At 67.8% G+C, this 24,247-nt stretch carries 25 protein-coding genes; 15 read left to right on the top strand and 10 right to left on the bottom strand.

From position 1 onward, the window contains the following. Positions 1-472: 472 nt before the first annotated feature. Positions 473-1,684 carry an NADP-dependent isocitrate dehydrogenase gene (locus ACQY9P_RS00955; RefSeq protein ID WP_421737119.1) on the bottom strand — a complete coding sequence of 404 codons (1,212 nt, stop codon included), beginning with the start codon at positions 1,682-1,684 and terminating at the stop codon, positions 473-475. A 211-nt stretch (positions 1,685-1,895) separates the two neighbouring features. Between ACQY9P_RS00955 and ACQY9P_RS00950 the strand changes: the two genes are divergently transcribed. After that, positions 1,896-4,415 carry an ATP-binding protein gene (locus ACQY9P_RS00950; protein ID WP_421737120.1) on the top strand — a complete coding sequence of 840 codons (2,520 nt, stop codon included), beginning with the start codon at positions 1,896-1,898 and terminating at the stop codon, positions 4,413-4,415. A 24-nt stretch (positions 4,416-4,439) separates the two neighbouring features. Here ACQY9P_RS00950 and bla read toward each other — a convergent pair whose 3' ends face one another. After that, positions 4,440-5,456: a class A beta-lactamase gene (gene bla / locus ACQY9P_RS00945; protein WP_421737121.1), complete on the bottom strand. Its 1,017-nt coding sequence runs from the start codon at positions 5,454-5,456 to the stop codon at positions 4,440-4,442. 122 nt (positions 5,457-5,578) lie between these two features. On the opposite strand from bla, the gene ACQY9P_RS00940 reads away from it, so the two are divergent. The 6 genes from ACQY9P_RS00940 (at position 5,579) to fghA (ending at position 11,055) form a co-directional block, all read left to right on the top strand. Next, positions 5,579-6,361 carry an RNA methyltransferase gene (locus tag ACQY9P_RS00940; protein WP_421737122.1) on the top strand — a complete coding sequence of 261 codons (783 nt, stop codon included), beginning with the start codon at positions 5,579-5,581 and terminating at the stop codon, positions 6,359-6,361. Positions 6,362-6,468: 107 nt separating this feature from the next. Continuing rightward, positions 6,469-6,933, top strand: a complete 465-nt coding sequence (locus ACQY9P_RS00935; protein ID WP_421737123.1) for a nuclear transport factor 2 family protein — start codon at positions 6,469-6,471, stop codon at positions 6,931-6,933. A 95-nt stretch (positions 6,934-7,028) separates the two neighbouring features. Further along, positions 7,029-7,442, top strand: coding sequence for a host attachment protein (locus tag ACQY9P_RS00930; protein WP_421737124.1), 414 nt, complete (start codon positions 7,029-7,031; stop codon positions 7,440-7,442). A 134-nt stretch (positions 7,443-7,576) separates the two neighbouring features. Next, complete coding sequence (locus ACQY9P_RS00925; RefSeq protein WP_421737125.1) at positions 7,577-8,878, top strand: DUF1254 domain-containing protein; 1,302 nt, start codon at positions 7,577-7,579, stop codon at positions 8,876-8,878. A gap of 80 nt (positions 8,879-8,958) precedes the next feature. After that, a complete protein-coding gene (locus ACQY9P_RS00920; protein ID WP_421737126.1) occupies positions 8,959-10,068 on the top strand; it encodes an S-(hydroxymethyl)glutathione dehydrogenase/class III alcohol dehydrogenase in 1,110 nt (369 codons plus the stop codon). Positions 10,069-10,221: 153 nt separating this feature from the next. Next, on the top strand, positions 10,222-11,055 hold the full coding sequence (gene fghA / locus ACQY9P_RS00915; RefSeq protein WP_421737127.1) for an S-formylglutathione hydrolase: 834 nt from the start codon (positions 10,222-10,224) through the stop codon (positions 11,053-11,055). Between the two features lie 3 nt (positions 11,056-11,058). Here the strand turns inward: fghA and ACQY9P_RS00910 are convergent, their stop codons facing one another. Then, entirely contained in the window at positions 11,059-11,862 is an 804-nt protein-coding gene (locus ACQY9P_RS00910) for a hypothetical protein (RefSeq protein ID WP_421737128.1), read from the bottom strand. A gap of 183 nt (positions 11,863-12,045) precedes the next feature. Between ACQY9P_RS00910 and ACQY9P_RS00905 the strand changes: the two genes are divergently transcribed. The 5 genes from ACQY9P_RS00905 to ACQY9P_RS00885 all read left to right on the top strand — a co-directional run bounded on the left by ACQY9P_RS00905 (position 12,046) and on the right by ACQY9P_RS00885 (position 15,321). After that, positions 12,046-12,420 (top strand): hypothetical protein, encoded by a 375-nt coding sequence (locus ACQY9P_RS00905; RefSeq protein ID WP_421737129.1) that lies wholly within the window; start codon positions 12,046-12,048, stop codon positions 12,418-12,420. A gap of 179 nt (positions 12,421-12,599) precedes the next feature. Beyond that, on the top strand, positions 12,600-13,217 hold the full coding sequence (gene rpsD / locus ACQY9P_RS00900) for a 30S ribosomal protein S4 (protein WP_062145186.1): 618 nt from the start codon (positions 12,600-12,602) through the stop codon (positions 13,215-13,217). Between the two features lie 391 nt (positions 13,218-13,608). Continuing rightward, a complete protein-coding gene (locus tag ACQY9P_RS00895) occupies positions 13,609-13,941 on the top strand; it encodes a zf-TFIIB domain-containing protein (RefSeq protein WP_421737130.1) in 333 nt (110 codons plus the stop codon). A 10-nt stretch (positions 13,942-13,951) separates the two neighbouring features. Continuing rightward, positions 13,952-14,884, top strand: coding sequence for a zinc metalloprotease HtpX (gene htpX / locus ACQY9P_RS00890; protein ID WP_421737131.1), 933 nt, complete (start codon positions 13,952-13,954; stop codon positions 14,882-14,884). An 80-nt stretch (positions 14,885-14,964) separates the two neighbouring features. After that, on the top strand, positions 14,965-15,321 hold the full coding sequence (locus ACQY9P_RS00885) for a hypothetical protein (protein WP_421737132.1): 357 nt from the start codon (positions 14,965-14,967) through the stop codon (positions 15,319-15,321). 82 nt (positions 15,322-15,403) lie between these two features. Here ACQY9P_RS00885 and ACQY9P_RS00880 read toward each other — a convergent pair whose 3' ends face one another. The 4 genes from ACQY9P_RS00880 to ACQY9P_RS00865 form a co-directional block, all read right to left on the bottom strand. Then, positions 15,404-15,823, bottom strand: coding sequence for an acyl-CoA thioesterase (locus ACQY9P_RS00880; RefSeq protein ID WP_421737133.1), 420 nt, complete (start codon positions 15,821-15,823; stop codon positions 15,404-15,406). Further along, positions 15,820-16,161, bottom strand: coding sequence for a Grx4 family monothiol glutaredoxin (gene grxD / locus ACQY9P_RS00875; RefSeq protein ID WP_421737134.1), 342 nt, complete (start codon positions 16,159-16,161; stop codon positions 15,820-15,822). Before grxD ends, ACQY9P_RS00880 begins: the two co-directional genes overlap by 4 nt. 71 nt (positions 16,162-16,232) lie before the next feature. Then, complete coding sequence (locus ACQY9P_RS00870; protein WP_421737135.1) at positions 16,233-17,126, bottom strand: hypothetical protein; 894 nt, start codon at positions 17,124-17,126, stop codon at positions 16,233-16,235. A 3-nt stretch (positions 17,127-17,129) separates the two neighbouring features. Beyond that, positions 17,130-17,366 carry a BolA family protein gene (locus ACQY9P_RS00865; protein WP_421737136.1) on the bottom strand — a complete coding sequence of 79 codons (237 nt, stop codon included), beginning with the start codon at positions 17,364-17,366 and terminating at the stop codon, positions 17,130-17,132. A gap of 149 nt (positions 17,367-17,515) precedes the next feature. Between ACQY9P_RS00865 and ACQY9P_RS00860 the strand changes: the two genes are divergently transcribed. The 3 genes from ACQY9P_RS00860 (at position 17,516) to ACQY9P_RS00850 (ending at position 21,133) form a co-directional block, all read left to right on the top strand. Continuing rightward, positions 17,516-18,445, top strand: coding sequence for a M20/M25/M40 family metallo-hydrolase (locus ACQY9P_RS00860; protein ID WP_421737137.1), 930 nt, complete (start codon positions 17,516-17,518; stop codon positions 18,443-18,445). A 159-nt stretch (positions 18,446-18,604) separates the two neighbouring features. Continuing rightward, positions 18,605-20,437 (top strand): ATP-binding protein, encoded by a 1,833-nt coding sequence (locus tag ACQY9P_RS00855; RefSeq protein ID WP_421737138.1) that lies wholly within the window; start codon positions 18,605-18,607, stop codon positions 20,435-20,437. A gap of 117 nt (positions 20,438-20,554) precedes the next feature. Next, positions 20,555-21,133, top strand: a complete 579-nt coding sequence (locus ACQY9P_RS00850) for a fasciclin domain-containing protein (RefSeq protein WP_421737139.1) — start codon at positions 20,555-20,557, stop codon at positions 21,131-21,133. A 62-nt stretch (positions 21,134-21,195) separates the two neighbouring features. Here ACQY9P_RS00850 and ACQY9P_RS00845 read toward each other — a convergent pair whose 3' ends face one another. The 3 genes from ACQY9P_RS00845 to ACQY9P_RS00835 all read right to left on the bottom strand — a co-directional run bounded on the left by ACQY9P_RS00845 (position 21,196) and on the right by ACQY9P_RS00835 (position 24,101). Then, positions 21,196-21,546, bottom strand: coding sequence for a hypothetical protein (locus ACQY9P_RS00845; protein ID WP_421737140.1), 351 nt, complete (start codon positions 21,544-21,546; stop codon positions 21,196-21,198). Then, positions 21,546-23,774, bottom strand: coding sequence for a phosphoribosylformylglycinamidine synthase subunit PurL (gene purL, locus ACQY9P_RS00840; protein ID WP_421737141.1), 2,229 nt, complete (start codon positions 23,772-23,774; stop codon positions 21,546-21,548). Before purL ends, ACQY9P_RS00845 begins: the two co-directional genes overlap by 1 nt. A gap of 72 nt (positions 23,775-23,846) precedes the next feature. Next, positions 23,847-24,101 carry a hypothetical protein gene (locus tag ACQY9P_RS00835; RefSeq protein ID WP_421737142.1) on the bottom strand — a complete coding sequence of 85 codons (255 nt, stop codon included), beginning with the start codon at positions 24,099-24,101 and terminating at the stop codon, positions 23,847-23,849. Between the last annotated feature and the right edge of the window lie 146 nt (positions 24,102-24,247).

Below are 24,247 nucleotides of genomic sequence, written 5' to 3'. Positions count from 1 at the left end.
CACGTGAGTTCCGCGTTAGTCACGCTTTTGGTTGCTTTGGTGGAAATCTAGCCAAATTCGGCATGGTCTGCTGGCGTGATACCCTGCCATTGCTAGGCGCGGCCTCGCCGGATCTGGCGGGATTGGGTAGGGCCACGCCACCGCCCTGAAAGACGGCCGCTAGGCGGGGCGTCGGGTGACCCTCAGACCCTAAAACGCCGCTCTCCCCGGCGAAAGCCGGGGTCCAGATCTAACCCGCAGCGGGCGTTGTTCTGGCTCCGTCAGACGGCGTGTCATCCCCAAACGAAAAACGCCCCCCGGTTTCCCGGGAGGCGCTGATTTCATCTTATCCCTACGGGGGAGGAGCGCCCCCGGGTCGCGCGAAGCGCGCTCCCGAGGACAGGCCCCCTCCGCGCGGAGGGGGCCTGTCTTTCGACCACTCGCCCCCACCGGCCCGCTTCGCGGTCGTCCGCCCCCATAGGGGGCGGATGAATTAAGCCATGGCCTTCTGGAGGTTCTCGTCGATCTTGTCGAGGAAGCCTTCGGTGGTCAGCCACGACTGCTTGTCGCCGACCAGCAGGGCCAGGTCCTTGGTCATGAAGCCGCTTTCGACGGTGTCGACGCAGACCTTTTCGAGGGTCAGGGCGAACTTGGCCAGCTCGGCGTTGTCGTCCAGCTTGGCGCGGTGGGCCAGGCCACGCGTCCAGGCGAAGATCGAGGCGATCGAGTTGGTCGAGGTGCTCTGGCCCTTCTGGTGCTGGCGATAGTGACGGGTCACGGTGCCGTGGGCGGCCTCGGCTTCCACCGTCTTGCCGTCCGGGGTCATCAGCACCGAGGTCATCAGGCCCAGCGAGCCGAAGCCCTGGGCGACGATGTCGGACTGCACGTCGCCGTCGTAGTTCTTGCAGGCCCAGACATAGCCGCCCGACCACTTGAGGGCCGAAGCCACCATGTCGTCGATCAGGCGGTGCTCGTAGTGGATGCCGGCGGCCTTGAACTTGTCGGCGTATTCGGCGTCGAAGATCTCCTGGAAGATGTCCTTGAAGCGGCCGTCATAGGCTTTCAGGATGGTGTTCTTCGTCGACAGATAGACCGGATAGCCGCGGCCCAGGCCGTAGGCGAACGAGGCGTGCGCGAAGTCGCGGATCGACTCGTCGAGATTGTACATGCCCATCGCCACGCCGGCGCCGGGGGCCTGGTAGATCTCGTGTTCGATGACCGCGCCGTCCTCGCCGACGAACTTCATCGTCAGGACGCCCTTGCCGGGGAACAGGAAGTCGGTGGCCTTGTACTGGTCGCCGAACGCGTGGCGGCCGACGATGATCGGCTGGGTCCAGCCGGGCACCAGGCGCGGCACGTTCTGGCAGATGATCGGTTCACGGAAGATCACGCCGCCCAGGATGTTGCGGATCGTGCCGTTGGGCGACTTCCACATCTTCTTGAGATTGAATTCCTTCACGCGGGCTTCGTCAGGCGTGATGGTGGCGCACTTGACGGCGACGCCGTGCTTCTTGGTGGCCTCGGCGGCGTCGATCGTCACCTGGTCGTTGGTGGCGTCGCGGTTCTCGACCGACAGGTCGTAGTAGTCGAGTTCCAGGTCCAGATACGGGAAGATCAGCTTATCCTTGATAAGCTTCCAGATGATCCGGGTCATTTCGTCGCCGTCCATATCGACAACGGGATTGGCGACTTTGATCTTGGCCATTGCTGGGTCTTTCCTCTCGCGGTGGCGCGCCTGAGGCAATCTGGCGCAGAGGGCCAGGTCGCGGGCGCGGACGGGCTGGCTATAGACTGTTGCGCGTAAAGGGAAAAGCGACTCGCTTCGCGCAGGTGATCTTCAGCCCCTGTTAGGGCGTCCCGCTCTGTGATGAAGTGACCGACAGCCCCTGATCCGGGGCAGGGGAATTGAACAGGGCGTGCTCAGCCTTCGACCCAATGCCGAGATCGCCTCGCCGCTGGCCAAGCGGTTGCTGGCGATTGTCGCGGTGCTGTCGATCGCCGTCACCGGCGTGGCGACCGCCGTCGCGTTCGTCTTCGTGCAGAAGAGCGCCGCCGACACCCAGATGCGCCACCTGGCCGAATATGTGGGCCAGCGGGTCAAGACCGAGGACCGCCTGTTCTCGGACCTGGTCAAGGTGCACGCGGCCGCCAGCCAGGCCCTGACCCGGCGACTTGACAGCCGCGACGCCGCCGACGCGCAGCGGGAGTTCAACGTCCTCTATCCCGAGTTCGGCGATGGCACCCGCCGCACCGCGCCCGCGCTGTTCGCCGGCGCCCGCAACGGGCCGCATTTCGTGTACGGGATCGGCGGTTATCTCCCCCAGGCCGAAACCCTGAGTCGCGAGGAACGGGCCCTGTTCGTCTCGGCGATGGAAGTGGTGGCCAACACCGGCGAGACCGAGATCCATCACTACGACAACTTCTACTTTTTCACGCCCAGGACCCGGCTGGTGATGTTCGGGCCCAGGCGGCCGGACAAGCTGCTCTACTACCGCCGCGACGCGCCGCCGAACCTGGACATCGCCCAGGAGGAGATGACGCAGCTGGCCCTGCCGGAAAACAATCCCGAGCGGGTGATGCGGTGCACCAAGCTTCGCCGCCTGATTTCCGATCCCAGCGGTCGGGGCCTGAACGCGGCGTGCGTGACGCCCTTCTATTTCCACGACCAGTTCATGGGGGCCTGGGGCACCAGCCTGTCGCTGAACTCCTACCTGCTGCGGGCCATGGCCGAGTCCCTGCCGGGCGGAAGCAACATGATCGTCTCCGACGACGGCGAGCTGATCGCCGCGCCGGGCCTGGCCAGCAACGGGGTGGTCGATGTCGCCCGCCTGCGCTCGGCCGAGGCCCAGGCCCATCTCGGCGAGATCATGAGCCAGATCCGCCGGCAGGGCAGGGACGTCGGCGCCATCCGCGACAGCCGCGGCGACCGCATCATCGCCTATGGCCGACTGAAGGAGCCCAACTGGTGGTTCCTGATGAGCTTCCCCTCGGGCGACCTGATCTGGTCGTCGATCAAGACCGCCTCCTGGGTGCTGTTGTTTGGCGTGCTGGGCGTGGTGATCCAGGTGCTGCTGCTCTACCGCGTGATCAGCCGGGAGGTGGCCTGGCCGCTGGGCGTGCTGGCCCGGGCCCAGCGCACCGGCGACCGCGAGGAAGCGCTGGCGGTCGAGGCGCGCCCCGACGAGATCGGCGATCTGGCCCGCAGCCTGCGCCAGCAACGCGAAGGCAACGAGGAGCTGCTGCGGTCGCTGGAGGATCGCGTCGCCGAGCGCACCGCCGAGCTGGAGCGCGCCAACCAGGCCAAGTCGGTGTTCCTGGCCAATATGAGCCACGAGCTGCGCACGCCGCTGAACGGGGTGATCGCCATCGGCGACCGGCTGGCCGAGGAAAGCGACCCGGCGGTTCGCCGCGAGCTGGGCGCTCTGGTCACCTCGTCAGGCCGGCTGCTGGAGCAGGTGCTGGGCGACATTCTCGACGTCTCCAAGATCGAGGCCGGCCAGTTCCAGCTGACGACCGGGCCGTTCGACCTGCAACGTCTGGTGCGCGGCATGGCCGAGCTGCACGCCGCCGCCGCCGCCGCCAAGCATCTGACATTCACCTGGTCGATCACGCCGGACGCCGAGGGCTGCTATCTGGGCGACTCCGGCCGGATCAGCCAGATTCTCTCCAACCTCCTGGCCAACGCGGTGAAGTTCACGGTCAGGGGCTCGGTGAGCCTCGCCGTCGAGCGGTGCGACGAGATGCTGGTGTTCACGGTGGCCGACACCGGCGTGGGCTTCGACGACACGGTGCGCGAGCGCCTGTTCAAGCGCTTCGTCCAGGCCGACCAGTCGATCACCCGCCAGTTCGGCGGCACGGGTCTGGGCCTGTCGATCTCGGCGGCCCTGGCCGAGATGATGGGCGGCCGGATCGATGCGCGGGCCGTTGTCGGAGCCGGCGCCACCTTCCTGGTCGAGCTGCCCCTGCCGCGCTGCGAGGTTTCGGTGGGCGATGCGCCCGACCAGCCCGAGGACGAGGTGTCCCTGCAGGGCCTGCGGGTGCTGGTGGCCGAGGATCACCCGACCAACCGCAAGGTGGTCGAGGTGGTGCTGGAGCCGTTCGGCGTGGACCTGACCATGGTCGAGGACGGCGCGTCCGCGGTGGAGGCCTTCGAGCGCCAGACCTTCGACGCCGTCCTGATGGACATGCAGATGCCGATCATGGACGGCCTGACCGCCACCCGGGCCATTCGGGCGCACGAGGCGGCCGAGGGCCGTCCGCCGGTGCTGATCATCATGCTGACGGCCAACGCCATGGAAGAGCACATCGTCTCGGCCCGAGCCGCCGGCGCCGATCTCCATCTGGCCAAGCCCCTGCATCCCGACCAGCTGCTGGCCGCCCTGGCCGGAGTGCGGCTGGCGGCGGCCGCGGCGGGATCGGCCAGCGCGGCGGAGTGAGGCTCTAGAGCCGGCTAAAGGGCTCTAGGCGCCCGCCGCCCTGAGGACGATCCGCCCCACCTCGGCGATGACCGCGTCGCGCTGATCCTCCGGGGCGGTCGATGCGCTCAGGAACACGGCCACGGCATACTGGCGACCATCCTTGAGCGTATAGATCCCGATGTCGTTGGTGGCGGGGGTCATGCCCAGGTCGGTGCGCGCCCCGCCGGTCTTGTGCGCCAGGGTCGCGCCGTCGGGCAGGGCGGCCTTCAGGCGCTTCGCCCCGGTTCCCGTGCGGGTCATGATGCCCAGCAGCCGTTCGGTCGAAGGCTTGGAGATCAATTGCCCCGCCCGCAGCGCTTCAAGGAAGGTGACCGCCGCGATCGGCGTGGCGGTGTCCTGCGGATCGGCCAGATAGGCCGCCGTCGCCGCGCGGCGGGTCGCTTCCGGCACGGCCAGCAGCACGGGGCGGTAGTTGGCCTCGCCCTTCCAGCCGGCGCGGAACGAGGCCATGCCGGCGATCTCGGGCTGCAGCTGGCGCTCGTAGCGATCCACCCGGAAGTGTTCGATCTTCTTCTGGACCAGCCACGCGGTCAGCACGCCGGGACCGCCGATCAGCTTCATCAGCACATCGGCGGCGGTGTTGTCGCTGGCCCCGCTGGCCCGTTCCAGCAGGTCCTCCAGCGTGTAGTCGGTGCGGTCCGGCCAGGCGTCGGCGATGGGGCTGAACGGCGGCGACAGGTCGATGTCACGAATGGTGATGGTCTGGTCGAGGCGCAGCTTGCCGGCGTCGATCTCGGCCAGGACGGCCGCGCCGAGCGCCGCCTTGAAGACGCTCTGCAGCGGAAAGGGATGCTCGCCGTTGAAGGCCACGGTCTGGCCCGTCTGGCAGTCGCGCACCGCGACGCCCAGCACGCCGGGGGCGGCCCCGTCGGCCAGCGCCTGGAGCCGCTGTCTCAGGTCCTTGCCGTCGAACACCGGCTCCAGCTGACCCAACATCGGCTCGGCCTTGCAGGCGGTGAGCAGGGCGGCGGCGGACAGCAGGAAGGCGCGGCGAAGCATGGGTGTTCTCTCGAAGACAAGCTGGACCATGAACGCATGGCGGCCCGGTTCGGCGCCCGACGATCATCGCGTGGCGTCACACGGGACTTGCGCCCGGCCCGCCGGCGGCGGCAAAGGGAGGCATGACTGAAACGCGCCTTCCTCCCTGCGTCATCCTGAACGAGCCCCAGCTGGCCGAGAACATCGGCGCGGTGGCGCGCGTGATGGCCAATTTCGGCCTGGCCGACCTGCGCCTGGTGCGGCCCCGCGACGGCTGGCCCCAGGAGCGCGCCTGGCCCTCGGCCTCGGGCGCCGACTGGCCGCTGAATGACGCCAAGGTGTTCGACACCCTGGAAGAGGCGATCTCGGACCTGAAGCTGGTGTTCGCCACCACCGCCCGTCCGCGCGAGACGCGCCTGCCGATCCTCACCCCGCGCGAGGCGGCGACCCAGCTGTCGGACGATGTGGCCCAGGGCCGCGCCGTGGGCCTGCTGTTCGGCGGCGAGCGGGCCGGGCTGGAAACCCAGGACATCGCCCTGTGCCAGGCGATCATCAGCATCCCGATCCACGAGCGCTTCCGGTCGCTGAACCTGGCCCAGGCCGTGTCGATCAACGCCTATGAGTGGATGATGACGGTCAATGACCGCCCGTGGGCCAAGTTCGAACAGAACGTCGAAGACCCCGCCGACCAGGCCTCGCTGCTGGGCCTCTACGGCCAGCTGGAGGACGAGCTGGAAAAGGCCGGCTTCTATCATCCGCCGGAGAAGAAGCCCTCGATGGTCCGCAACCTGCGCGTCCCGCTGGCCCGCGCCCGCCTGACCGAGCAGGAGGTCCGCACCTTCCGGGGCGTGATCACGGCCCTGTCGAGAGGTCGGGGTCGGGTGCTGGCCAAGCTGGCGGCGAAGGCGGGCAAGGTTGAAGAGTAGGGCGCGGCCCGGCTTGCCAAACCCTTTCTGACGTCGTCACCCTTGTCCAACGGGCGCCGGGCCGACACTTCCGCTGGCGACAGGCCCCATCCGGATCATGACGCCTGATGCGCATCACTCTGCTCGCCGCCGCCCTGACCCTGATGACCGCCGGCATGGCCAGCGCCGCGACGCCGGCATGCCAGGCCTCGCCGAAGGATGGCGAGCAGGTCAGGACCACGATCCACGCCCTCTATGACGCTCTGGCCAAGGATGACGACGAGGCCCTGGATCGCCTGCTGGCGCCGTCGTTCCACGCCTTCGAGACCGGCAAGCGTTTCGATAAGGCGGAACTGACCGGTCTGATCAAGGAATCGCACGACCGGGGCGTGGTCTATGAGTGGGCGCCGGGCGATATCGAGGTCCAGACGCGCTGCGGACTGGCCTGGGCGGCGTGGGAAAATCACGGGGCGGTCGGCACGACGGCCGAGATGAAGCCCGTCACCTGGCTGGAGTCCGCCGCCCTGCATCGCCAGGCGGGCCGTTGGGTGATCGACTTCCTGCACGCCACCCGGGTTCCCGCCGTCAACTGAGCCGCGCGACCGCTCGGGGATTGATCTAGGTCATGGCTGAATTCCGGGCCCGGTGAGCAACGTTCGGGCTTGAAGCCCTGAATGGAGTCCGACCGATGAACCCCGATGCAAAGACCCTGGTCGTGGTCGCCGATGGCCATCGCGCCCGGCTGCTGGAACAGCCCAGGCTGGACGGGCCTTTGCACGATCGCCCCGACTGGCTGCATGGCCTGAAGGAGCATCACGCCCATTCGCGCAAGCCGGCGCCGCACGACGGCGACGCCAACGACCGGGCCGAGCGCGCCTTCATCAAGGATCTGGCCCACCGCCTCGACGGCGTCGCCCAGGAGCACGCCTTTGATCAGCTGATCCTGATCGCGCCGCCCCGCGCCCTCGGCCATCTGCGCGAAGACCTGTCGCCGGCCCTGGCCAGCAAGGTGGTCGGCTGCAATCCCCATGAGCGGGTCGATGCGACGATCATGACCCTGGAGGATGTGGTCCACACCGCCCGGCGCGAAGCGGCGAGCTAGCCCCGCGACAGCGCCGGGCCATCCGCCCGGCGCGCCTGGCCCACACAGTGGCACGGATCGTGCCGTAAAATGCGAGACAGGTGGCGCGCGCGGGACTAATCTCCCCTTCAAACAAGCGTTGGGGAGAAAGCGCCATGAACCGTCGGGAGCTGCTGGCCATGGCCGGCGTGCTGGGCCTTGCGCCGTCATGGGCGCCGTCATGGGCCCAGGCCCGGCAGACCGGCGACGCCGCCGCGGCTTCGGCCGCGCGCGACGCTTGGCTCTATGCCCTGCCGCTGATCGAGATGGCGACCGCGCGGGCGCGCATGCTCAAGATGCCCGGCGCGGCGATCAATGCGCTCAACCACAGCCGCACCCTGACCGACCATACCGGGCGCGCGGTGACGACGCCCAACAACGACACGCTCTATTCGACGGCCTTCCTGGACCTGACCAAGGGGCCGGTGACCCTGACCATCCCCGTGACCGGGACGCGCTACTATTCGGTCGCCGTCATGGACATGTTCACCAACAACAATGTCGTGCTGGGTACCCGCACGGTCGGCGGAGAGGGTGGGATCTTCACCCTGGTCGGACCGGGCCAGGCCGCGACGGGGCCCAACCCCACCCGCATCGCCACCGCCCATGCCTGGCTGCTGATCCGCACCCTGGTCAATGACAACGCCGATCTCGCCGCCGCCCACAAGGTTCAGGACGGCTTTGGGCTGAAGGGGCCGGCCGCGACCGCGACGCCGGCCTATGCCGCCCGCGAGGCCGCGCCCGCCGCCTATTTCGCCGCCGCCCGCCAGTTGCTCGCTGCCGACCCGGCGCCGCCCACCGACCTGCGCCTCCTGCGCCGAACCTCGGCCTATCTGGGCGCCGGCCCGTTCGACGCGGCCGCCGCCGACGAGGGCGTCGACAACGCCCGGATGATCACCGTGTTCGCCAAGGGCCGGCAGACCTTCGTCAACGGCTGGGCCTATCCGCGCGCCAACCTGGGCGACTATGGCCAGGACTATCTCTACCGCGCCATCGTCGCCCTGCAGGGGCTGGGCGCCCTGCCGGTGGCCGAGGCCATGTACATGAAGGCGGCCGGCGATGACGGGGCCGGCAACTTCAAGGGAGACGGCCTGTATCGCCTGACCCTGCCGGCCCAGTTGCCGCTGGACGGCTTCTGGTCGCTGTCGATGTACGAGGTCACGCCCGACGGGCAGTATTTCTTCACCGATAATCCGCTCCGGCGCTATGCGATCGGCGACCGCACGGCCGGGCTGAAGCGCAATGCCGACGGGACGCTGGATATCTGGATCGGGCGCACCGACCCGGGCGGCGAGCGGTCGGCCAACTGGCTGCCGGCCCCCAAGGCCGGGCCGTTCTCGATGACCCTGCGCACCTATCTGCCGCGCGCCGAACTGCTGAACGGCCAGTTCCGGTTCGCGCCAATTACGCCGGTCTGAGGCCTGGAGGCGTCTAGGGCCTCGACCGGAACCCCTGGGGACGGCAAAATCCCCCGACTCAAGTTCCCGGAGACCTGCCGATGAAAACCCGCGCCGCCGTCGCCTTCGCGCCCAAACATCCGCTGGAGATCGTCGAGGTCGATCTGGAAGGGCCCAAGGCCGGCGAGGTCCTAATCGAGATCAAGGCCACCGGCGTCTGCCACACCGACGCCTACACGCTGGACGGCCTGGACAGCGAGGGCCTGTTCCCCTCGATCCTGGGCCATGAAGGCGCGGGCGTCGTGGTCGAGGTCGGCGCGGGCGTCACCAGCCTGGCGGTCGGCGACCACGTGATCCCGCTCTACACGCCCGAATGTCGCCAGTGCAAAAGCTGTCTGAGCGGCAAGACCAACCTGTGCACGGCCATCCGCGCCACCCAGGGCAAGGGGCTCATGCCGGACGGCACCAGCCGCTTCTCCTACAAGGGCCAGACCATCCACCACTATATGGGCTGCTCGACCTTCTCGAACTACACGGTCCTGCCCGAGATCGCGGTGGCGAGGATCCGCAAGGACGCGCCGTTCAAGAGCGCTTGTTACTGCGGCTGTGGGGTGACCACGGGCGTGGGGGCGGTGGTCAACACGGCCAAGGTCAAGCCGGGCGACAATGTCATCGTCTTCGGCCTGGGCGGCATCGGCCTGAACGTGCTGCAAGGCGCTCGCCTGGCCGGCGCCAACATGATCGTCGGCGTCGACATCAATCCCGCCCGCGAGGCCTGGGGCCGCCAGTTCGGCATGACCCACTTCGTCAATCCCAAGACCATCGACGGCGACATCGTCGCCCATCTGGTGGCCCTGACCGACGGCGGCGCCGACTACACCTTCGACGCCACCGGCAACACCACGGTGATGCGCCAGGCGCTGGAAGCCTGCCATCGCGGCTGGGGGACAAGCATCATCATCGGCGTGGCCGAGGCCGGTAAAGAGATCTCGACCCGTCCGTTCCAGCTGGTCACCGGCCGGGTCTGGAAGGGCACCGCCTTCGGCGGCGCGCGGGGCCGCACCGACACGCCCAAGATCGTCGACTGGTACATGGACGGCAAGATCCAGATCGACCCGATGATCACCCACGTCCTGCCGCTGGAGCGCATCAATGAAGCGTTCGACCTGATGCACGCGGGCGAGAGCATCCGGACGGTGGTGACGTTCTAGGGCAAACTCTTCCCTCCCCCTTGGATGGGGGAGGGGTAGGGGTGGGGGTGACCCCGCTTCAGGATTAGGCGCGGCCTCAGTGACGTCCGCCACCGCTGTTCACCCCCATCCCCGACCCTTCCCCCATCAAGGGGGAAGGGGGAGAAGACGTCCATGACCGTCGAAATCACCGCCACCCACCGCGTCCACGGCGGAACCCTGCGCTACTGCCGGCACGCCAGCGCCAGCACCGGCACGCCGATGAAGTTCACGGTGTGGACGCCGGACGGCGAGGGGCCGTTTCCCTATCTGGTCTGGCTGTCGGGCCTGACCTGCACGGAAGACAACTTCACCACCAAGTCGGGCGTCTATGAACACGCCGCCCAGCACGGGATCGCCATCGTCGCGCCCGACACCTCGCCGCGCGGGGAAGGTGTGGCCGACGATCCGGCCTATGACCTGGGGCAGGGGGCGGGCTTCTATGTCGACGCGACGCAGGCGCCCTGGGCGCCGCACTTCCAGATGTATTCCTACGTGACCAAGGACCTGTTGGAGGCCGTCGACGGCGCCTTTCCGCTGAACCCGTCGCGGCGGGGGATCTTCGGACACTCGATGGGCGGGCACGGCGCCCTGACCATCGCCCTGCGCAACCCGGACAGCTTCAAGTCGGTCAGCGCCTTCTCGCCGATCGTCTCGCCGCTGAACTGCCCGTGGGGCGACAAGGCGATGAGCGCCTATCTGGGCGAGGATCGCGGCCTGTGGCGGGCGCACGACGCCTGCGCCCTGATCGAGGATGGGGCGGGGAGCGGCCTGGACGACATCCTGATCGACCAGGGCCTGGCCGACAGCTTCCTGGAAAACCAGCTGAAGCCGCAGCTGATCGAAGCCGCCGCCAACTCGGCCGGCCGCAAGGTCACGGTGCGTCGTCAGGCGGGCTACGACCACAGCTACTTCTTCATCACCACCTTCATCGGCGACCACCTGGCCTGGCACGCCGCGCGGCTGTAGCGGTCAGAACTGGCCGGCGAAGTCGAACAGCTGGCCGTTCACCCAGCCCTTGCGGAAGGCCAGCGCGCCCTTGCGGTTCATGACCACGCCGCGCGCCCGTGGGGTGCTCAGCCCTGACCGCAGATAGCTGAGGGCGAACAGGTCCAGCTGGGCCGGGGTGATCTTGTCGCGCCACAGGCCGGCGTTCTTGATGCAGTCCAGGCGACCCCACCAGGCCGCCGGCGCGGCCAGCAGCCAGTCGCAGACCACGTCATCGGCGCGGCCCGGCGTCGAGGTCTGGATGAAGGCCTTCACATCGGCATGGGTCAGGCCCTTCAGGCCGCCGTTCTGGGTGACCAGGTCGAAGAACCAGATCAGTTCCTGCAGCGTCCGTTCGCTTCGACCCGCAGCCTGGGCCCAGCCCTTGGCCAGGGTGTCGGCCTTTTCGGCGACCACGCGGATGCGGCTGGTCTGCTGGGCCTTCATCTCGGGACAGCCCATCAGGCTGGCCAGCTCCTTGGCGGGTGTCGCCTTCAGCCGGGTTCCGGTCTGCCAGCCGCGCACGAGGGTCAGGCCGGTCGCCACCCCCGTGTTGCAGGCCTTCCAGAGATCGGGGCCGATCGTGGGCGCCTCGCGCAGCACCACCGCCTGCCCCACCGCCTTGACCAGGGGCTGCAGCGAGGCCGAGCCGATGTTCCACTGCAGCACGCCGCAGGAAATGCCCATGCCGTCGAAATCGCCCGTGACGCCGCGCCAGGGATCGCCGGCGTTCTCGAAGCGCCCGGTCACGGCGACAGCGGTGTTGATCTCCTGATCGGATACGGCCATGGCGCTCCCCTGTGTCTGGCGAGCGCCATTGTAATACACGTCCAGAGGGAAGTCGCAGGTGAAGTAACGTCGTTCGCCCGCAGCCGCCGGCGTCGCCCGGGTTGTGAACTTCCTGTAATTCATCCTGGGTTCAGGCGGCGGACGCTCCTCTCAAGGTCAAGTTTGCACCGGAGGGGACCCCCAATGAAATTCGCACCGCTCGCCGCCGTCATCGCGATGGCGCTTTCGACCTCGGCCTGCGTGATCATCGACGCCGACGATCACGAGAACGTCTCGATGAACATGACCAAGTCCGACCTCGAGCCGATCTATGGCGCGACCATCGACAAGGACGCCCTGGTGGTGCGCGTCTCGTCCAACGGCTGCACGCGGCTGGACGACTTCGCGGTTGAGACCCAGCGCCGCGACGGCGTGGCCACCTTCACCTTCACCCGCAAGCGCCCCGACCTGTGCCGGGCCCTGATCGCCGAGGGCGTCGACATGCGCTTCTATCTCGACGCCTATGGCGTGGAGCGGGGCGGCAAGATCCGCGTGCGCAATCCGATCGTGCGGCCTTAAGCGCGAAGGAGGGGCCCCTGGGCGTTGACTCCCCGTCGCCCCTCCGTCATAAACCGCGCCTTCCCGCCGCCGGCTCGCCGTGCGGCGTGGAATCATATGACGGACTGATGCGACGCCGCCGTTGAGATCGCGCTTCTACTTCTTGAGGTGCCGGCCCGGATCGAACTGAAGAGCTACACATGTCCAAGCGCCATAGCGCCAAGTACAAGATCGACCGCCGTATGGGCGAAAACCTCTGGGGCCGGCCCAAGTCGCCGGTCAACCAGCGGTCCTACGGCCCTGGCCAGCACGGCCAGCGCCGCAAGCAGAAGGTTTCCGACTTCGGTCTGCAGCTGCGCGCCAAGCAAAAGCTGAAGGGCTACTACGGCAACCTGACCGAGAAGCAATTCTCGCGCACCTACGAGGAAGCCGCCCGCCGCAAGGGCAACACCTCGGAAAACCTCATCTCGCTGCTCGAGTCGCGCCTGGACGCCATCGTCTATCGCGCCAAGTTCGTGCCGACCGTGTTCGCCGCCCGCCAGTTCGTGAACCACGGCCACGTGACCGTGAACGGCAAGCGCGTCAACATCGCCTCGTACCGCTGCAAGGCCGGCGACGTCATCGCCGTCCGTGAGCGTTCGCGCAACATGGCCCTGGTGCTGGAAGCCGTCGCCTCGGCCGAACGCGACTTCGCCGAATATGTCACCGTCGACGTCAAGGGCCTGTCGGCCACGTTCGTCCGCGCTCCGGAACTGTCGGAAGTGCCGTACCCGGTGAAGATGGAACCCAACCTCGTCGTCGAATTCTACGCTTCGTAAGAAGCCCTTCGACCTCGAAGAGATACGGAAAGGCCCCGGAGCGATCCGGGGCCTTTTTCTTTGCATGTTGTGCAGATCCTCCCCCGCTGGGGGAGGTGGCCCAGAGGGCCGGGGGGGGCAGCTCCGTTCAGGCCGCGTAGCCCCCCAGTCGCTCCGCGACAGCACCTCCAGAGGGGGAGCATCTTTGATCTTTTTTCACGTCGCCGCCTTGAACCGGCTTTTTGGCTCCCTAGTTTCTAGAAGCGGGCCGGGCCCCTCTGGCGAGTGATGCAAGCACTCGTGATGTCGGACCGCATCGGGTGTTCTCGATGCATGGGTCCGGTTGTCCCTCTCCCCCTCGGTCCGGATCAGCGTCGAGAGCACCCATCCCCAACGGATAGGAGCCCCGTCCATGCCGCTACTGATGTGTCCCAACTGCGATGGTTCGATGCAGGCCGTGCAACGCGCCGGCGTCGAGTTCGACATGTGCCCCAAGTGCCGGGGCGTCTGGCTGGATCGCGGCGAGCTGGAAAAGCTGATGGCCCTGGAACACGCCGAAGCCACAGCCCAGGCCGCGCCCCCGCAGGACGCCTATGCCCCCCGCCCCAGGGAATACGCTCCCCGGGAATACGCCCAGCCGCGCCATGACGAGCCGCGCCGCTACAAGGACGACGACCGCTACCGCCATGGCCAGCCCGGCCATCACAAGAAAAAACGCTTCGACCTGTTTGACATCTTCGACTGACGAAAGAGCCATGAACCACTTCAAGACCTACATGCTGCTGGCCGGCCTGACCGCCCTGTTCATGGCGGCGGGCTTTCTGCTGGGCGGCGCCACGGGCATGCTGATCGCCCTGGTCTTCGCCGTGTGCCTGAACGCCTTCTCTTACTGGAACGCCGACAAGATCGTGCTGAAGACCTATGGCGCGGTCGAGGTCGACGAGACCCATCCCGACCGGCGCATCCGCGACTACGCCATCGACGTCCACGCCATGGCCGACCGGGCCGGTCTGCCGCGTCCGCGCGTCTGCGTGATAGACAATGACCAGCCCAACGCCTTCGCCACGGGCCGCGACCCGCAGCACGCCGCCGTCGCCGCCACGACGGGCCTGCTGGCCATGCTGGACCGCGACGAGATCGCCGGCGTCATGGGCCACGAACTGGCCCACGTGAAGAACCGCGACACCCTGACCATGACGGTGACGGCCACCATCGCCGGCGCCATCTCGGCCCTGGCCAATTTCGCGTTCTTCTTCGGCGGCTCGCGCGAGGACGACGACCGTCCCGGCGGGATGATCGGCGCGATCGCCATCGCCATCCTGGCCCCGATCGCGGCCATGCTGGTGCAGATGGCCATCAGCCGCTCGCGCGAATACGAGGCCGACCGCATCGGCGCGCAGATCGGCGGCGACCCCGCCGCCCTGGCGCGGGCTCTGTCGAAGATCGAGGCCTATGCGCGCGGCGGGGCGGTGAACCACGAGGCCGAGCGCAATCCGGCCACGGCTCACATGTTCATCATCAACCCGCTGAACGGGAAGGGCGCCGACAGCCTGTTCTCGACCCACCCGGCCACCCACAACCGCGTCGAGGCGCTGCTGGCGCTGGGCGTGGGGCAGGGAACGCATGCGCGTCGCGTGGGCACGGCCGTGCCGGTCAGCACGCCCCGCCGGCCGGGGCCCTGGAGCTAGGCCGCCGGTCAACAACACCATTGCGCATGGACCGTCTCTCCCCAAGGATCAGCCCGGCTCCTGGGGTGTGACGGTCGTCCATGTCTTTCTCGCGTCGATCGATTCTGGCTTCCGGCCTGGCGCTGATAGCGACCGGCTGCGCGACGCGGCCCAGCCTGATGGCGTCCCATGAAAGCTGGCCCGAACTGGAGACCGTGGCCGTGACGGCCGGGCGCGAGGGACTGACCGTTCGGTTCGCGTCCAGAGGCTGCACGGTCAAGGCGGACATCGTGTTCCGGCTGGATCGTGTGGGCGGCCGGACGGTTCTGGCCTTCGCGCGGCGGCGGCTGGAGACCTGCCGGTTCGGAGACGTGGGGACGGTGGATCTGGTGTTCGGCTATGAAGAGCTGGGCTTGCGGCGGGGCGAGCGCTTCGTGGTGGCCAATCCTTCTAACTAATCTAGCTTGTCATCCCGGCCGCAGCGAAGCGGAGAGCCTCTGCGAGGCTTCCGGGATGACAATGAAAGAATGCAGCGAAGGTTCACGCCTTTGGCGTGAACCGCTCGACCATCCAGTCCATCACCCGCGCGGGACGCCGGGCGGCGATGTCGATCAGCACCCAGTCGGTGCGGCTCTGGGCGCACATCTCGCCGTCGGGGCCGTCGATGCGGACATAGCGCTCGAAGCGCGGGCCCTTCAGCTCGCCCACCCAGGTGTAGCCGGTGGCGACCTCGTGCGGCAGCAGTTCACGGCGATAGTCGATCTCGTGCCGACGCGCGACCCAGCTCCAGGGCGCCCGCTCTTCGGGCGAGGCCCAGGCTTCCCAATGGGCGATGGCCAGGTCCTGGGCCCAGCCCAGATAGACCACGTTGTTGACGTGGCCGTTGGCGTCGATATCTGACGCCGTGGGCGTGAAGGTCAGGGAAAAGGCGTCGCCCGGCGGGACGAAGACTCGGCTCAAGAAGCGATCAGGCCCTGATCGGTCATAAGGGTCTTCAGCTCGCCCGACTGGAACATCTCGCGGATGATGTCGCTGCCGCCGATGAACTCACCCTTCACATACAGCTGGGGAATGGTGGGCCAGTCGGTGAAGGTCTTGATGCCCTGGCGCAGGTCGTCGTCCTGCAGCACGTCAACGCCGATGAACTCGACGCCAAGATGGTCGAGAATCTGCACGCTGACCGCCGAGAAGCCGCAGCGCGGCTGGTCGGGAACGCCCTTCATGAACAGCACCACGGCGTGGTCGGCCACGGTCTTGGCGATGAAGTCGAGGGCGGGGGAGGAGGCGACGTCGGTCATGGCGGGCAGGTCCTTGCAAGTCCCTTCAGCTAGGCGCCGCATGGGCCGGGGTCAAGTGCGGCGCGTGACCTCTAGCCGCGGCCGGCGGCGCGTTCGCGCTCCTGGGCGGAAAAGCGGGCCATTTCGATCTGGGCGCACACGCCGTTGGGCAGGTCGCGCTCGACCACGGCCGCCAGGCGCTCGACCTCGGCCGGGGTGTCGGCGGTGATCCGCACCGTGGCCAGCGAGGGTTCGGTCAGGGCGTAGCCCAGGCAGATGTCCTCGGCGCTCCAGCCGGGCGTGCTGGTCAGGAAGTCGTAGCCGCCGACATCGGCCAGCGGATCGCTGCGACGCCGCCACAGCGAGGGCTTCTGGAAGATGGGCTTGGCGCCCGTCTCGCGCAGGGCCTGGGGCCAGAAATCCTCGCCGATCACGGCCAGGTCCTGTCTCACGGCGGCGCGGACGCGATTGCGCTCGGCCCAGCCCGACGACAGGTTGAAGGGCGACGACAGGGCGGTGACCAGGCCGGACGCCATGAGGCCGGGATCCACGTCGCCCCGACTGGCGACGCCCAGGCCCCGGATCGCGCGGCCCTCGCGCAGCGTTCGAAGCGCGGCATTGGCCGCCGCCGGCGGCTCGGGGGTTTGCGGATCGTTGATCAGGACGAGGTCCAGATAGTCCAGGCCCAGATCATCGGAGGCCGCAGCCATCATGGCGTCGATGACGGCCGGCGTCACCTGGCCGTCCTCGTCGCGCACGCGCCAGGTCAGGAACAGCAGCCGCCGCTCGACCGAGGCGAAGGCTTCGGCCGCGCCCCGCAGCAGGTCCGGCGACTCGCCGTCGATCTGAAAGCTGTTGATGCCGTTTTCAATGGCCGTGAAAATCAGGGTCCGCCATTCAGCGGCGCGCAGGCGCGACTGGTCGGACAGGCGAAGCGTGATCGCCGAAACCGTCATGCCCGAGTTGCCGAACGGCCGGTAGCGCATCGATCAGTCCGCCGGGGCCAGGGTTTCGAGAGCCAGGGCGTGCAGCGTTCCGCCCAGCACATCGGCCAGGGCGCGGTTGACCATCTGGTGTTGCTTGACCCGGTTCAGGCCCCGGAAAGCCGGAGAAACGATGCGGGCCTTGTAGTGATCGCCGTCGCCGGCCAGATCGGTCAGAACGATCTCGGCGTCGGGGAAAGCGGTGTGAAGGCGCGCTTCGAGGTCGGCGGGAGACATGGGCACGGGAGAAAACTCCAATCCTTGAAGGGGTTGTATCGCCCGCAATCCTTAAGAACGGGCATACAGGCGGCAAATAGGACGTGTTTCGGCGGTCGCCCACGGTTAAGAGGATTTAACTCCTCCTCGAACCCGACGCGAGGCATACGGTCGTCATGACATCCAACTTCGTTCTCCGGCTCGCGCCGATCGCCGTGCTTTTCGTGCTGGGCGTCGCCGCGCCGGCCCTCGCCGGTCCCGGTGACAAGGCGCTTGACGACGTCAGGATCCTGTCCTCGGACGCCATGCAGGGGCGCGCGCCGGGCACGCCGGGCTCGGCGGCGGCGCGGGCCCATATCCTGGAACGGTTTGGGCAGATCGGCCTGGCGCCGATCGGGGCCAGCTTCGAGCAGCCGTTCAGTTATGCCAAGCGCGATGGGACGAAGGTCAACGCCGTCAACCTGGTGGCCCGCATCCCGGGAACGGACAAGGGCGGCAAGGCCATGGTGGTCTCGGCCCACTATGACCACCTGGGCGTCCGGGACGGCGAGATCTTCAACGGCGCCGACGATAACGCCTCGGGCGTCGCCGGCCTGCTGGCGGTGGCCGAGGCCTTCAAGGCCAATCCTCCCCAGCATGATGTGATCCTGGCGGTGGTCGACGCCGAGGAGGGCGGCCTGCGCGGCGCGCGCGCCTTCGTCGCCAATCCGCCCGTGCCGCTGTCCACCATCGCGCTGAACGTCAATTTCGACATGCTGAGCAAGAATACCAGGAACGAGCTCTATGTCAGCGGCGCGACGCCGTTCCCGTCCGTGAAGCCGATCCTCGACAGGGTGGCGGCGACAGCGCCGGTCACCCTCAGGCAGGGTCACGACACCGACGCGGACGGCAAGCACAACAACTGGACCGACCAGTCCGACCACTACGCCTTCGGCGAAAAGGGCGTGCCGTGGGTGTATTTCGGGGTCGAGGATCACCCCGAATATCACAAGAGCACGGACGACTTCGAAACCATCCCGCAGGACTTCTTCAAGCGGTCGATCGTGACGGTGATCGCGGCGAGCCAGGCGCTGGAAAAGGGATTGGACCAGGTGGCCCACAGGTAGGCTCGCCGCCGAGCCCTTTACGCCCGCGACGCATTTTGAGTTCGGAAAGCCCCTCTGCGCGCGCGGCGAATTGTCGCGCGCGTGGTTAAATCGCGGCATCTGCCCTTAAATGGATCCGACAGGGTGATTCACAGAGGGATGCGCGCGATCTCCAAATCGATGCTCCGCGCCACGGTCTTCAAAACCGCGTTGACGGTCGTGGTCATCGTCGGCCTCGCGATGGCGTCGGACTACATCGTCAATATCCTGATCGCCCATAACCCCGCCGCCTATTCGCCGCTGGCCACCTTCGTCGTAGCCTTGGTGATCGGCGTTCCGCTGGCCTATTTCCTGAACGTCCGCAAAGAGGGCCTTCTCCGCCTTGAGCGCGAGCTGTCGGGCAGCATGGCCGCCCAGAAGATCGCCATCGAGGAGGCCGAGCGCCGCCGCGCCGAGGCCGAGGACGCGCTGGAGCGTCTGCGGGAAAGCGATCGCCTCTATCGCCTTTTCTCCGACAACCTGACCGACAACATCAATCTGTGGTCCCGGACCGGCGAGCGGCTCTACATGTCGCCCTCGATCGAGCGGCTCACCGGCTTTTCGATCGCGGAATGGCAGTCGCTCCCGCCTGCCGCCATGACCAGCGCCGAGGACTATCAGGCGATCATGAAGCTCGTGGCCTCCCTGGTTCCGGGCGGCGAGGCCAAGGTCTACGAGTACGAGAGCGCTCGCAAGGACGGCACGCCGATCTGGTTCGAGAGCACCTATTCGCGCGTTCCCGGCGCCGAGCAGGAACTGCTGGTGACCACGCGCGATGTCACCCAGCGCAAGAAGCTCGAACTGGAGCTGACCCAGGCCTTGGAGCTGGCGCAGGCCGCCGCCGCCGCCAAGTCCGACTTCCTGGCCAACATGACCCACGAGCTGCGCACGCCGCTCAACGCCATCATCGGCTTCGCCGGGGTGCTGCGCGGCTCCAGCACCCTGTCGGAGCGCGACGCCCGGCATGTGGGCCTGATCCAGGACGCCAGCAATACGCTGCTCAGCGTCGTCAACGACGTGCTCGACTTCTCGCGCCTGGAGGCTGGTGGTGTCGAGCTGGACCCCCAGCCGTTTGATCCCCGGGCCCTGGTCGCCTCCTGCGCGGCGCTGGTCGAGGATCAGGTGCGGGCCAAGGGACTTGAACTGGCCGTCACCACGCGGGGCGAGGATCCGCGCCCGATGGAGGCCGACGGGCCCCGCCTGAGCCAGGTGCTGCTGAACTTCCTGTCCAACGCCGTGAAATTCACCAGCGTGGGCCGTATCGAGATCGTGCTGGAGCAGCGGCTGGAGGGCGATCTGGGCCTGCTGCGGGTCGAGGTGCGTGACACCGGCATCGGCATCGCCCCGCATCAGCTGGACAGCGTCTTCGAGCGTTTCTCGCAGGCCGACGCTGCGGTCTCCCGGCGATTTGGCGGTACGGGACTGGGTCTTGCCATCTCGCGTCGGATCATCGAGCAGATGGATGGCGCGATCGGCGCCGACAGCCGACCGGGCGAGGGTTCGTGTTTCTGGTTCGAGATCCGGGCGCCGCTGCGCGATCTCACCACGGCTCCAGCCTCACTTGAGGAGCCGGCGGCGCCGGAGACCGATCAGCCGGTTCGGCTGTTGCTGGTGGAGGACAACGCCGTCAATCGCGAACTGGTCCGCGCCATGCTCGAGCCTTTCGAGATCGAGGTCGAAACCGCCAATGACGGCGTCGGCGGCGTGGAGGCCGTGCGCCGGGGCCACTATGATCTGGTGCTCATGGATGTTCAGATGCCCGGGATGGACGGCTTGACCGCCACCCGGCGCATCCGCGAGCTGACCCGCGACGCGGGCGGCAATATCCCGATTGTGGCCATGACCGCCAATGTCCTGCCCGAGCAGGTCGCCAGCTGCCTGGCCGCAGGCATGGACGACCACCTGGGCAAGCCCATCAATCCGGCCAAGCTGCTGGAAGCGGTGGCCCGCTGGTCGGGGCGGGCGCACGCCTGACGGCGCTCCGACCGTGATCGCGTAAAGATTTCACCGCCTCGCGCATCCTCACGCGCCTTGGTCTCGTAGCTGTCTTCGTCCCAGCAACGGACCAGTAAAACTCTCGGAGACGATCCTATGAAGAAGTCGTTGGTGCTCGCCGCTGTCGGCGTGCTGTCGATGTCGCTTGCCGGTCCCACTCTTGCCCAAATGGATCATGCGTCCATGGGGCATGGCAAGACTGTGCTGGTCGGTGGGGCGGCCATGTATCCGTCGAAGAATATTATCGAGAACGCGGTAAACTCCAAGGATCACACGACGCTGGTCGCCGCCGTCAAGGCCGCTGGTCTTGTCGAGACCCTGTCGGGTCCTGGTCCGTTCACGGTGTTCGCGCCGACGAACGCCGCCTTCGCCAAGCTGCCGGCCGGCACGGTCGAGACCCTGGTCAAGCCCGAGAACAAGGCCACCCTGACCACGATCCTGACCTATCACGTGGTGGCCGGTCGCCTGACGGCGGCCGACATCGAAGCCCAGGCCAAGGCCAATGGCGGCAAGGCCGTCCTGACCACGGTCCAGGGCGAGACGCTCACCGTGTCCAAGTCCGGCATGGGCTGGGCGATCACGGACGCCAAGGGCGGCAAGTCGATGATCACCATCGCCGATGTGCTGCAGTCCAACGGCGTGATCCACGTCGTCGATACCGTGCTGATGCCCTGACACGCCAACGCCGGCCGGGATCTCTCCCGGCCGGCGTTTCGCGGGCGCCCCAGGGCGCGCCGTCAGTCGATACAGATTGCGCCGGTCGCCTGACCGTTCACGACCCTGGCGAAGCAGCCGAACTGGACGCTGGTCTTCTGGCATTGGCCGCTGACGGCGCCCTGGGCCTCCAGGTTGCCCTCGATGATGCAGGCGCCCTGGCACTGAGCCTTGTCGGTGCAGGCCTTGCCGGCGTCGGCATAGGGAATGGCGCAGGTCGGCAGTTGCAGCTTGCCCGCCTTCTGGATGACGCCGCCGCGCGCCGCGCAGGCGGCCTCGGTGGTCTGAGCGGCGGGCGCGGGCCCGGGCGCCGTGGGCGCGCAGCCCGCCAGCAGCAGGACGGCGAGAGTCGCTGAGGCGATGAGCGCGCGCATTACGCGGCCGCGCCCATGAAGCCCGGCATCCAGGCCTCGTGCGCGGCGCGCAGGGTCTCAACCGGGATGCTGAACAGATTCGTGCAGGCGAAGGCGTCGCCGCCGGCCACGCCCGCCACGCGGGCCGGGACGCCGGCGTCCTTGGCGGCGGCCAGCACCGCGTCCGGATCGGGCGTGGCGACCAGATAGCGCGCCTGGTCCTCGCCCAGCAGATAGGCCTGCGCCGGCAGGGCGTCTGCGGCGTCGAGGGTGATCCCGACCTTGCTGGCCAGGGCGATGTCGGCCGCCGCGATCAGCAGGCCGCCGTCAGACAGGTCGTGCAGGCCGGCCACCAGGCCGGTGGGGATCAGGTCGCGCACGAAGTCGCCATGCTTGCGCTCGGCGGCCAGGTCGACCGGCGGCGGGGCGCCATCCTCGCGGCCCAGGATCTCGCGCAGATAGATCGAGGCGCCCAGTTCGCCGTGCGTCTCGCCGATCAGGATCAGCGCATCGCCCTCGGCCACATTGCCGAAGCCCATGCGCAGGTCATAGTCTTCCAGCAGGCCCACGGCCCCGACGGTCGGGGTGGGCGGAATGGCGACGCCATTGGTCTCGTTGTAGAGGCTGACATTGCCGCTCACGACCGGGAAGTCCAGCGCGCGGCAGGCCTCGGCCATGCCGTCGGTGGCGCGGACGATCTGGCCCATGGTCTCGGGCTTTTCAGGGCTGCCGAAGTTCAGATTGTCGGTGATGGCGATCGGCAGCGAGCCGGCGGCCGTCAGGTTGCGCCAGGCCTCGGCCACGGCCTGCTTGCCGCCCTCATAGGGATCGTTCTGGACGTAGCGCGGGGTGACATCGCTGGTCACGGCGATGGCCTTGCCCTTGCCGTGGATGCGCACGATGCCGGCGTCGCAGCCGGTGGCGCTGTCTTCCAGGGTGTCGGCCATCACGTGGCGGTCATATTGCTCCCACAGCCAGCGCTTGGAGGCCATGTCGGGGCTGCCGACGACCTTGAGCACGGCGGCGTTCCAGTCCGTCGGGGCAGGGATGCTGGCCGGGTCGAGGCGCGGATGCAGGGTCGGCTGGACCCACGGGCGATCATACAGAGGCGCGTCGTCGAACAGCGGGGCCAGCGGCACGTCGCACACCGTCTCGCCGTGATGCTTCAGCACCAGACGGCCGGTGTCGGTGGTGTGGCCGATGACGGCGGCGTCCAGGCCCCACTTTTCGAAGATGGCGTGGCCTTCGTGCTCGCGGCCGGGCTTGAGGACCGCCAGCATGCGTTCCTGGCTTTCCGACAGCATCATCTCGTAGGCGCTCATGCCCTCTTCGCGCTGGGGCACCATATCCATGTTCAGCTCGATGCCGACGCCGCCCTTGCCGGCCATCTCGACCGACGACGACGTAAGACCCGCGGCGCCCATGTCCTGAATGGCGGCGACGGCGCCGGTGGCCATCAGCTCAAGCGTCGCCTCGATCAGCAGCTTTTCGGCGAAGGGGTCGCCGACCTGGACGGTGGGGCGCTTTTCCTCGGAGTCTTCGGAGAACTCGGCCGACGACATGGTGGCGCCGTGGATGCCGTCGCGGCCGGTCTTGGAGCCGAAATAGACCACGGCCAGGCCCGCGCCCGGGGCGGCGGAATAGAAGATCTTGTCGGCTTCGGCATGGCCCACGCACATGGCGTTGACCAGGATATTGCCGTTGTAGCCGCTGTGGAAATTGGTCTCACCGGCCACGGTGGGCACGCCCACGCAGTTGCCGTAGCCCGCGATGCCCGCGACCACGCCGTCGACCAGACGCTTGGTCTTGGGGTGCGAAGGATCGCCAAAGCGCAGGGCGTTGAGCAGGGCGATCGGTCGCGCGCCCATCGTGAAGACGTCGCGCATGATGCCGCCCACGCCCGTCGCCGCGCCCTGATAGGGCTCGATGTACGAGGGGTGGTTGTGGCTTTCCATCTTGAAGATGATCGCGTCGCCGTCGCCGATATCGATCACGCCGGCGTTCTCGCCCGGTCCGCAGATCACGCGGGGGCCGGTGATCGGGAACTTCTTCAGCTGGTTCTTGGAGGATTTGTACGAGCAGTGCTCGGACCACATCACCGAGAACACGCCCAGCTCGACCAGGTTGGGCTCGCGGCCCAGGCGGTCGAGGACGACGCCGTATTCCTCGGCGTTGAGACCGAATTCGCGGGCCATATCGGCCATGGACTTCGGAGCGGTCTGGGCGGGGGTGGCGGAGGGGGTGCTCATGAGGGCGCCTTCTAGCGCGGCCTCATGGATTCCGCCACCAAGCAGACGCGCCGATCGCCGGATCTGACGCGATCAGCCGGCCTTTTTGTCCGCAGCTGGCGCGGCGGCCTCGTGCAGGACTTCCCTGACACGCTCATGGGCCAGGACCACCCAGCCGTCCATTCGGGCGCCGGCGGCGGCGAACGACTTGTCGTGGATGGCCAGGCCGGCCGTCGCGGCGCCGAACAGGGCCAGGGGGACCAGCACCAGGCCGACAAGCGGATTGCCCTGCCTGCGGCGTTTCCGGGCCCAGACGGGCACGCCACTGGTCGGCTCTGGAACGCTCATCGGACCCCCCAAAGGTCTGTCTCCGCGTCTCGAACGCGCGCGTGGGCGAACGGCCGGACGTCGTCTCGTTGCCCCCACTAGGCCGCCAGATCCCGCCGGCGATCCAACGTCCTCTCCAGCGGCGCGAGCCCGGTCCGGGCGACGGG

It is taken from the genome of Caulobacter sp., from assembly GCF_965279145.1.
In the GTDB taxonomy this organism is placed as follows: domain Bacteria; phylum Pseudomonadota; class Alphaproteobacteria; order Caulobacterales; family Caulobacteraceae; genus Caulobacter.
Note: the sequence above shows the minus strand (reverse complement) of the source record. Positions and strands in the feature narration are given on the sequence as shown.

What these genes read in the sequence shown, in the direction of transcription:
- ACQY9P_RS00955 (WP_421737119.1), bottom strand. Translation starts at nt 1,684, where the DNA reads ATGGCCAAGATCAAAGTCGCCAATCCCGTTGTCGATATGGACGGCGAC.
- bla (WP_421737121.1), bottom strand. Translation starts at nt 5,456, where the DNA reads ATGCTTCGCCGCGCCTTCCTGCTGTCCGCCGCCGCCCTGCTCACCGCC.
- ACQY9P_RS00940 (WP_421737122.1), top strand. Translation starts at nt 5,579, where the DNA reads ATGACTGAAACGCGCCTTCCTCCCTGCGTCATCCTGAACGAGCCCCAG.
- ACQY9P_RS00935 (WP_421737123.1), top strand. Translation starts at nt 6,469, where the DNA reads ATGCGCATCACTCTGCTCGCCGCCGCCCTGACCCTGATGACCGCCGGC.
- ACQY9P_RS00930 (WP_421737124.1), top strand. Translation starts at nt 7,029, where the DNA reads ATGAACCCCGATGCAAAGACCCTGGTCGTGGTCGCCGATGGCCATCGC.
- ACQY9P_RS00925 (WP_421737125.1), top strand. Translation starts at nt 7,577, where the DNA reads ATGAACCGTCGGGAGCTGCTGGCCATGGCCGGCGTGCTGGGCCTTGCG.
- ACQY9P_RS00920 (WP_421737126.1), top strand. Translation starts at nt 8,959, where the DNA reads ATGAAAACCCGCGCCGCCGTCGCCTTCGCGCCCAAACATCCGCTGGAG.
- fghA (WP_421737127.1), top strand. Translation starts at nt 10,222, where the DNA reads ATGACCGTCGAAATCACCGCCACCCACCGCGTCCACGGCGGAACCCTG.
- ACQY9P_RS00910 (WP_421737128.1), bottom strand. Translation starts at nt 11,862, where the DNA reads ATGGCCGTATCCGATCAGGAGATCAACACCGCTGTCGCCGTGACCGGG.
- ACQY9P_RS00905 (WP_421737129.1), top strand. Translation starts at nt 12,046, where the DNA reads ATGAAATTCGCACCGCTCGCCGCCGTCATCGCGATGGCGCTTTCGACC.
- rpsD (WP_062145186.1), top strand. Translation starts at nt 12,600, where the DNA reads ATGTCCAAGCGCCATAGCGCCAAGTACAAGATCGACCGCCGTATGGGC.
- ACQY9P_RS00895 (WP_421737130.1), top strand. Translation starts at nt 13,609, where the DNA reads ATGCCGCTACTGATGTGTCCCAACTGCGATGGTTCGATGCAGGCCGTG.
- htpX (WP_421737131.1), top strand. Translation starts at nt 13,952, where the DNA reads ATGAACCACTTCAAGACCTACATGCTGCTGGCCGGCCTGACCGCCCTG.
- ACQY9P_RS00885 (WP_421737132.1), top strand. Translation starts at nt 14,965, where the DNA reads ATGTCTTTCTCGCGTCGATCGATTCTGGCTTCCGGCCTGGCGCTGATA.
- grxD (WP_421737134.1), bottom strand. Translation starts at nt 16,161, where the DNA reads ATGACCGACGTCGCCTCCTCCCCCGCCCTCGACTTCATCGCCAAGACC.
- ACQY9P_RS00870 (WP_421737135.1), bottom strand. Translation starts at nt 17,126, where the DNA reads ATGCGCTACCGGCCGTTCGGCAACTCGGGCATGACGGTTTCGGCGATC.
- ACQY9P_RS00860 (WP_421737137.1), top strand. Translation starts at nt 17,516, where the DNA reads ATGACATCCAACTTCGTTCTCCGGCTCGCGCCGATCGCCGTGCTTTTC.
- ACQY9P_RS00855 (WP_421737138.1), top strand. Translation starts at nt 18,605, where the DNA reads ATGCTCCGCGCCACGGTCTTCAAAACCGCGTTGACGGTCGTGGTCATC.
- ACQY9P_RS00850 (WP_421737139.1), top strand. Translation starts at nt 20,555, where the DNA reads ATGAAGAAGTCGTTGGTGCTCGCCGCTGTCGGCGTGCTGTCGATGTCG.
- ACQY9P_RS00845 (WP_421737140.1), bottom strand. Translation starts at nt 21,546, where the DNA reads ATGCGCGCGCTCATCGCCTCAGCGACTCTCGCCGTCCTGCTGCTGGCG.
- purL (WP_421737141.1), bottom strand. Translation starts at nt 23,774, where the DNA reads ATGAGCACCCCCTCCGCCACCCCCGCCCAGACCGCTCCGAAGTCCATG.
- ACQY9P_RS00835 (WP_421737142.1), bottom strand. Translation starts at nt 24,101, where the DNA reads ATGAGCGTTCCAGAGCCGACCAGTGGCGTGCCCGTCTGGGCCCGGAAA.